Annotated in this window: 11 protein-coding genes; 7 read left to right on the top strand and 4 right to left on the bottom strand. The window is 63.3% G+C overall.

All coding sequences use genetic code 11. The features are described 5' to 3' along the window. Window positions 1-291 precede the first annotated feature (291 nt). The gene (locus tag EN932_RS24205) at window positions 292-1,038 is read right to left on the bottom strand and encodes a 3-oxoacyl-ACP reductase family protein (protein ID WP_013531692.1); all 747 of its coding nucleotides are present in this window, start codon (window positions 1,036-1,038) and stop codon (window positions 292-294) included. Between the two features lie 99 nt (window positions 1,039-1,137). Here EN932_RS24205 and EN932_RS24200 point away from each other — a divergent pair, with 99 nt between their 5' ends. Then, a complete protein-coding gene (locus tag EN932_RS24200; RefSeq protein ID WP_013531693.1) occupies window positions 1,138-1,752 on the top strand; it encodes a TetR/AcrR family transcriptional regulator in 615 nt (204 codons plus the stop codon). Between the two features lie 55 nt (window positions 1,753-1,807). Then, window positions 1,808-2,203, top strand: a complete 396-nt coding sequence (locus EN932_RS24195; RefSeq protein ID WP_013531694.1) for a rhodanese-like domain-containing protein — start codon at window positions 1,808-1,810, stop codon at window positions 2,201-2,203. A gap of 13 nt (window positions 2,204-2,216) precedes the next feature. Here the strand turns inward: EN932_RS24195 and EN932_RS24190 are convergent, their stop codons facing one another. Further along, the gene (locus EN932_RS24190; RefSeq protein WP_027161593.1) at window positions 2,217-3,125 is read right to left on the bottom strand and encodes an alpha/beta fold hydrolase; all 909 of its coding nucleotides are present in this window, start codon (window positions 3,123-3,125) and stop codon (window positions 2,217-2,219) included. A 47-nt stretch (window positions 3,126-3,172) separates the two neighbouring features. Between EN932_RS24190 and EN932_RS24185 the strand changes: the two genes are divergently transcribed. After that, on the top strand, window positions 3,173-3,625 hold the full coding sequence (locus EN932_RS24185; protein ID WP_013531696.1) for a MarR family transcriptional regulator: 453 nt from the start codon (window positions 3,173-3,175) through the stop codon (window positions 3,623-3,625). An 18-nt stretch (window positions 3,626-3,643) separates the two neighbouring features. Here the strand turns inward: EN932_RS24185 and EN932_RS24180 are convergent, their stop codons facing one another. Together EN932_RS24180 and EN932_RS24175 are read right to left on the bottom strand one after the other, a co-directional pair. Further along, a complete protein-coding gene (locus tag EN932_RS24180; RefSeq protein WP_063172133.1) occupies window positions 3,644-4,255 on the bottom strand; it encodes a pyridoxamine 5'-phosphate oxidase family protein in 612 nt (203 codons plus the stop codon). 72 nt (window positions 4,256-4,327) lie between these two features. After that, complete coding sequence (locus tag EN932_RS24175) at window positions 4,328-4,681, bottom strand: DUF971 domain-containing protein (RefSeq protein ID WP_013531698.1); 354 nt, start codon at window positions 4,679-4,681, stop codon at window positions 4,328-4,330. A 199-nt stretch (window positions 4,682-4,880) separates the two neighbouring features. Here EN932_RS24175 and moaA point away from each other — a divergent pair, with 199 nt between their 5' ends. The 4 genes from moaA to EN932_RS24155 form a co-directional block, all read left to right on the top strand. Continuing rightward, on the top strand, window positions 4,881-5,876 hold the full coding sequence (moaA, locus tag EN932_RS24170; RefSeq protein WP_127385184.1) for a GTP 3',8-cyclase MoaA: 996 nt from the start codon (window positions 4,881-4,883) through the stop codon (window positions 5,874-5,876). 54 nt (window positions 5,877-5,930) lie between these two features. Then, a complete protein-coding gene (locus EN932_RS24165; protein WP_024503302.1) occupies window positions 5,931-6,401 on the top strand; it encodes a hypothetical protein in 471 nt (156 codons plus the stop codon). Window positions 6,402-6,520: 119 nt separating this feature from the next. Further along, window positions 6,521-6,880 (top strand): hypothetical protein, encoded by a 360-nt coding sequence (locus EN932_RS24160; protein WP_127370295.1) that lies wholly within the window; start codon window positions 6,521-6,523, stop codon window positions 6,878-6,880. Window positions 6,881-7,099: 219 nt separating this feature from the next. Further along, a partial coding sequence (locus EN932_RS24155) for an EamA family transporter (protein ID WP_164890596.1) occupies window positions 7,100-7,488 on the top strand: 389 nt, incomplete at its 3' end.

Genomic DNA, 7,488 nt, shown 5'->3' with positions numbered 1-7,488 from the left:
TGCCTGGGGTACACCGAAAGCCAGCGTCGCCGTGATTGCCATCAGCGGCATCACGGTTGCTTTGTTTCCGAGGAATTTCATGAATCACCCGCTCCGGCCGCAACCGGTTCCCGTTCCGCACGCTCGATCGTCCCGCTCACCGCATGGCGGATGTAAGGCGCGACTATACTGATTCATACCGATTTCGTTAAGCTTTCATAAATTTTGGAAAGCCTGTTGCAGAACGGTTTCACAAGATCGTGACGGCTGGAGCGGAGGGTGGTTCCGCCCCAGCCGGAAATCCCCGCGGGATCAGGCGTTGGCGCCGCCATCGATGGTCAGGGCAGCGCCGGTGACGAAGCGGCCTTCCGGGCCTGCGAGCCAGGCGACCATGCCGGCAATGTCGTCGGCCTTGCCGAAGCGCGGCGTTGCCATCTTCCGGCGCTGATGCTCGGCATGCGGGCCGTCGGCCGGGTTCATGTCGGTGTCGGTCGAACCGGGGTGGACGACATTGGCGGTGATGCCGCGCGGGCCGAGGTCACGCGCCAGCGCCTTGGTCAGGCCGACCAGCGCCGCCTTGCTGGCTGAATAGGCCGTGAGGCTGCCGTCGGTCGCCCGCTCGGCAAGGTTGCTGCCGATCGAGATGATGCTGCCGCCCTCACCCATATGGGCGGCCGCGGCCTTGGAAGCGATGAACGGGGCCCGGAGATTGACCTCCATGGTCTCGTCGAAATCGGCGAGCGACAGCGTGTCGATTGGGGCGGCGCGCCAGATGCCTGCGCTGTTGACCAGGATGTCGAGTCGGCCAAAGGCGGTTACGGCGTCATCGACTGCCTTGTCTAGGGCGACCGCATCGCGGTTGTCGGCCTTGATCGCGATGGCGCGGCCGCCCTTGGCCTCGATCTCGGCGACGACAGCGCGGGCCTGTTCCTCGCCATGCACATAGGTCAGCGCGACGCTGGCGCCATCGGCCGCCAGCCTCCGCGCAATCGCCGCGCCGATGCCGCGACTGCCGCCGGTGACGAGCGCGGCCTTGCCGTTCAATCTGCTGGAAGACATCGAATTCTCCTTTTATGTAATGATCGATACATAAATATCTGTCAGCCTTGCCCGCTGGCGTCAACTGAATTATGTATCGATCAACACAGAAAGAGCGTCATGTCGGAACGAGGCCGTCCCCGCACCTTCGATCGAACCGCGGCCCTGCGCCGCGCGATGCAGGTGTTTTGGGCGCGTGGTTACGAAGGTGCATCGATGAGCGAGCTGACCGCCGCCATGGGCATCAACTCGCCCAGCCTCTACGCTGCCTTCGGCAGCAAGGAGGCGCTGTTCCTGGAGGCGACGGATTTTTACTCGCACACCGAGGGTGCCGACATCTGGCTGGCATTGGACGAGGCTCCGACCGCGCGGCAGGCGATCGAACAATTCCTGTGCCTGACGGCGAAAGCCTATGCGCAGAGCGATCGCCCGCAGGGCTGCCTGATCACGCTGGGCGCACTGCATCAGGATTCGAGCCGCGGCGCCATCTGCGACGATCTGCGCCGCCGTCGTGCCGAAAACCACACCGCCCTGCAAAAACGTCTGGAGCGCGGTATTGCCGAAGGCGAATTGCCGGCGGATTTCGACGCGAGCGCTGCCGCGACCTTCTTCGCCACGGTCCAGCACGGCATGTCGATCCAGGCGCGAGACGGCGCCTCGCACGCTGCCCTGCTGGCGACGGTTGCCGGGGCCATGGCTGCCTGGCAGACGTTGGCCGGCGGCAACGCGGCGTGACAAACGCCGGCTGGTGTGCTCGAAATCCGCCAGCAGGGCCGGGAGGGACGAGAGCGTGAAAAAGGGTTATCGCGAGCTGCTGGACGAGGCGAACGCCGTGATCGAGGTGGTTTCGCCGGAGGAAGCGGCCGGGCTGCTCGACGATGAAGACACCATCTTCGTCGATCTGCGCGATCCACGCGAAGTGGAACGCGACGGCCGGATTCCGGGCGCCAAGCATGTCACGCGCGGCATGCTGGAATTCTGGATCGACCCCGAAAGCCCTTACCACAAGCCGTTCTTCGCCTCGGGAAAGAGCTTCGTGTTCTTCTGCGCCGGCGGTTGGCGCTCTGCCCTGGCCACAAAGACGGCGCAGGACATGGGGCTTTCGCCGGTCAAGCACATCCTCGGCGGCTACACCGCCTGGAAGGCCGCCGGACTGCCGGTCGAACCCGGCGAGAAGAAGAAATAATCTCGACCGCCGCTCAATGCAGCAGCAATGGCTCGCGATGCGTCACGAAGCCGACCGCGCGTTCGACCACGCCCTTGTCGGCAAGAATGCGGCGATGGCCAAGCCCGTCGGCCCAGTAGAGCCGCACATGGCCGCCGGCGCCGGCATAGCGCCTTGCGTGATCGGCCGAGACTTCGCGGTCGTCCGGCGCGTGGATGACCAGGGTCGGCACCGGTGCCTGGGCGAGCTGGCGGTCGCCGGTGAATTCGTGCAGCGGCCGGCCGGAAAGATGCTCGACCCGGTCCGCCATGGCGGCTTGCGAGCGCGGGCCGACATTCAACATATGACTGAAGTCGGCAAAGATCGCCGGCAGGGAACTTGGCGCCGCGATCAGCACAAGGCGTCCCGCCGCCAGCGGCGGGATGTTCTTGACCGAGCCCGCGATGGCATTGGCGGCGACGGCGCCGCCGAAGGAATGGCCAACCGCCGCCGCGAACGGGCCGAACCATTCGCCGGCAACCCGCACCGCATCCACCGCATTGACCATGTTCAGGCGCCGGCCCTGCGACTGGCCGTGGCCAGGCAGGTCGAGCGAAACGACCCTGTAGCCGGCGGCGCGATAGCCTTCGATCAAGGCGCGCATATATTCGGTGCGCGAGCGCCAGCCATGGACGACGAGCACCGTGCCGACGGCCGCCCTGCCCGGCTCGGGCCGGAACTCGTGCACCATGACGCAGCCGGTCGCGGTCTTCAGCCGGTGATGACGCGCCTCGGTCATGAACCCCGTCGCACGCTCGACAGCGCGGCGCTCGCCATCGCTGAGCGCCTTGACATTCGGGGTGCGGCAGAACAATTCGAACGCCGCGCGTCCGCTGAGCCGTGGCGCGACACGCTCTGCCGCACCGAACACGCCCCGGATGACCTTCAGCCCGAATGATGCCATAGTGAGAATCCATCCATACGTTCAAGCATGAACATAATAGTTCAAAGATGAACAATAAACAAGAGCTGCCTTGGGACAACCCGCGTTTCCGCAACTGGGTCGCGGTGGCGCGCGCCTGCCATGTGCTTGAGCGCACGCTGGCGGTGAAACTTGCGCCGCTCGATTTGAAACCGGCGCAGCTCGACGTGCTGATGAACCTCTATCGCCACCCCGGAATGTCGCAGCACGATCTTGCCCGCAAGTTGCTCGTCGGCCGCTCCAACATCACCATGCTGTTGCCGCAGCTGGAAGCGCGTGGCCTGCTGCGCCGCGAGGGTGATGAGAAGGACAAGCGCATCTTGCGTCTCGCCCTGACGGAAGCCGGCGAGGCGCTGCTGATGCAGGCGCTGAAAGTGCATATGGCGCTGATCGAGAAGGCGATGAGCCAGTCGACGCCGGAGCAATGCGACATGATCGGCGAGCAGATGCGCAAGATCTATGATGTGCTGAATGAGGCTTGAGCGCCCTTCAGCCCAACCCTACCACATCGTCTTCTTCGCCCGTTCCGGCCATTCCTTGTCGTAGGTTTCGCCGTCGATGTTCTTGCGGCTGGTGATTTCCAGGATCTGTCCGGGCGTCGGCAGCGACTTCGGCTCGACATGCCTTGCCGGGTTCCAGAGCTCGGAGCGGACGATGGCCCGGGCGCATTGGAAATAGACCGCATCGATGTCGACGACGGTTACCGATCGCGCCGCCTTGCCGTCCACCGCAAATGACGCGCACAGCGCTGTATCCGTTGTGATGTGGGCGCGACCGTTGACGCGCAGCGTCGTACCGGAGCCCGGCACCAGGAACAGCAGGCCGACGCGTGGGTCGCGGATGATGTTTTTCAGCGAATCGGCGCGGTTGTTGCCGCGACGGTCCGGCATCATCAGCGTTTTCGGATCATGGATGCGCACGAAGCCGGCGAGATCGCCGCGCGGCGAACAGTCCAGCCCCTCCGGTCCGCTGGTCGCCAGTGCGACAAAGGGCGAGGCTTCGATGAAGGCGGCGTATTCGGGAATGACGTGGTCGAGTTCCTTGACCAGCGAGGCCTCGCCTGGAACGCCATAGAGTGCCTCGAGCTGCTCGACCGTGGTGATGACGGACATGTTTTCGCCTCCAAACCTTTGCCGGCGCTACGCCATCTCGATGACGTTTTGACGACAGCGAGAGGAATCAATCTAGCGGTCCCGGCTCAATCCCTTTTCCGCAAGCTCCGCGAGATAGGCTTCCCAGCGCGCATCCTTCTCGTGGCCGAGCGTATGCAGGTAATTCCAGGTGAAGATGCCGGTGTCGTGGAAATCGTCGAAGGTGATGCGCACGGCGTAGTTGCCGACCGGCTCGATCTTCAGGATCGCCACATTGCGCTTGCCGGGGACCGTCACCCGCTGATCCGGCGAATGGCCCTGCACTTCGGCCGATGGCGAGGCGACGCGCAGCAGTTCCGCCGGCAGTTCGAACGGATGGTGGTCGGGAAAGGTGACGGACAGAAGTTTGCGGTCCTTGGAAACCCTGAGTTCTTTCGGTGCGGTCATGCTGTTCGATCCCGTGTCATCCGCCCTTCCCTACGCCGCTTCGCCAAACGGGAAAAGGTCTGATGAGACCGACCGACATGCGATGTCGGCTGAGAGATGTTACCAAAGATCGAGAGGCGCTATCTTGAACAGCAGGCCGGATCGTATCACATAGCGGTATATAACGAAGCCGTTCACGGCCACGGGAAGCGCTTGAAGCATGGACATGATTGATCCTTTCGGTCGCACGATCAGCTATCTCCGCGTGTCGGTTACCGACCGCTGCGATTTCCGCTGCACCTATTGCATGGCCGAGGACATGGCCTTCCTGCCGAAGAAGGACCTGCTGTCGCTGGAAGAGCTCGACCGGCTGTGCACGGTTTTCATCGAAAAGGGCGTCAGGCGATTGCGGCTGACCGGCGGTGAGCCGCTGGTGCGCAAGAACATCATGCATCTGGTGCGCCAGCTGTCGCGGCATCTCGAAAGCGGCGCGCTGGAAGAACTGACGCTGACCACCAACGGCTCGCAGCTGTCGCGCTTTGCCGCCGAACTCGCCGATTGCGGCGTCAGGCGCATCAACGTGTCGCTCGATACGCTCGATGCCGACAAATTCCACAAGATCACCCGCTGGGGCCATCTCGACAAGGTCATGCAAGGCATCGATGCCGCGCAGGCGGCCGGACTGAAAGTCAAGCTCAATGCGGTGGCGCTGAAGGATTTCAACGACGCCGAGCTGCCCGACATGATGCGCTGGGCGCATGGCCGCGGCATGGACCTGACGGTCATCGAAACCATGCCGATGGGCGAGATCGACGCCGACCGCACCGACCAGTACCTGCCGCTGTCGCTGCTGCGCGCGTCGCTCGAACGCCAGTTCACGCTGACCGACATTCCCTTCAAGACCGGCGGCCCGGCGCGCTACGTCCAGGTCGCCGAGACCGGCGGACGGCTCGGCTTCATCACGCCGATGACGCATAATTTCTGTGAGAGCTGCAACCGCGTCCGGCTGACCTGCACCGGCACCCTCTACATGTGTCTCGGCCAGGAAGATGCCGCCGATCTGCGCGCGCCCTTGCGCGCCTCGGAAGGCAACGAGCTGGTCGCCGAAGCAATAGACGAAGCCATCGGCCGCAAGCCCAAGGGCCATGACTTCATCATCGACCGCCGCACCAGCCGCCCATCGGTGTCGCGCCACATGAGCGTCACTGGCGGCTGATCTTTCCGTGAAATTTATGCAATATCGCTTCGGGATCATGACTTCGAGGCGAGCATGCGGCTGCACTCTTCATTCCTGGTCATTGCGACAATGGCAGCAACCAGTGCGGTCGCCGCGCCATTCACCTATGTGAACGATCGCTTCGGCACTGTCTGCACCTTTCCCGACGACGTCTTCACCGATCGCCAGCCGGAGCCCGACAATGGCGACGGACAGCAATGGCTGAGCGCCGATGGCGCCAGCCTGATCTGCTCGGGCATCCTCAACGTCGACGACGACACGCCGAAAGGCTTTGTCGCGGCGGAGAAGGCGAGCAAGGAGCCGGGCTACAAGATCACCTACAGCAAGGCCGGAAAGGACTGGGCCGTGCTGTCGGGCCTGAGGGATGGAAAGATATTCTACGAGCGACGTCTGTTTGGGAAAGACGGTATCATCCGTACGGTCTGGGTCGACTACCCGCCGGCGCTGAAGTCGAAATACGATCCGCTGGTCGGCGCCATCGCCGGCAGTCTCAAGGGGCCATGACGGTTTCGAACCACACCCCAGAAAAAGTCTTGTTCGCGAACCGCAGCCGGATTTACGGCCAGTCTGTTCCAGCCTAGCCTTCCCCTGGAAGCTGCTCTTCGCTCACAGGGGGATACACCATGCGCAAACTCGTTCTTTCTCTGGCACTGCTTGGCCTCGCGGCCGTGCCCGCGGCGGCGCAGTCGATCGGCGGCACCTATACGGTCGCCGGCACCAACTTCGAAGGCTCGGCCTATGGCGGCGAAGCCACCATCACGCTGACCAGCGGGACGACCTGCGCGATCCATTGGGAAACTGGTGGCTCATCTTCCGACGGCATCTGCATGCGCAACGATGATGCCTTCTCCGCCGGCTATGTCATGGACAAGGACATTGGCCTCGTCGTCTACAAGGTGGCGGCGGACGGTTCGCTGCACGGTCTTTGGACGATCGCCGGCAAGGAAGGCAATGGCACCGAGGTGCTTACGCCGAAGAAGTAAGTTCGCCATCGCAGGCGATATTCAGGGCCACAAACAAGGCTGTGGCCCAGTCCTTTGCTGTTGCTGTTTCATGCCCGACTGTTACAGGCTTGCTGCCTGAAGCGCGTCGCGTTTGAACGGATTCAGCCACGCGCTTCAGGTCTTTGTTTCTTATGCATGTCGTTTCCCCAAACCGAGGTCACTTTTGGGCGATATGTATTAGCAGAACCGGTAGCCGTCTTGCCCCTGTCTCCAAATCTTCGCGGCGCATTGTTCATGATGGTGGCGATGGCCGGCTTCACCCTCAACGACGCCATAACCAAATACTCGTCGCAATCGATGAACATGGCGCAGGTCATGTTGATCCGTGGGGCTTTCGCTTCGCTTTTCGTCGGCCTGCTGGCCTGGCAGCGCGGCGCTCTCGCCCACCCGGGCTCGATGCTGCAGCCTCTGGTCGCCTTGCGCGTGATCAGCGAGGCCGGCGCAACGGTGAGTTTCCTCGTCGCCCTCGCCCATCTGCCGATCGCCAATGTTTCGGCGGTGCTGCAGGCGCTGCCGCTGGCGGTGACGATGGGAGCGGCACTTGTCTTTGGCGAGACTGTCGGCTGGCGGCGTTGGCTGGCCATCGC

It is taken from the genome of Mesorhizobium sp. M7A.F.Ca.US.002.01.1.1 (assembly GCF_004022955.1).
GTDB classification, from domain to species: domain Bacteria; phylum Pseudomonadota; class Alphaproteobacteria; order Rhizobiales; family Rhizobiaceae; genus Mesorhizobium; species Mesorhizobium ciceri.
The sequence above is the reverse complement of the archived record's forward strand: the minus strand, read 5'-3'. Positions and strand labels throughout refer to the sequence as shown.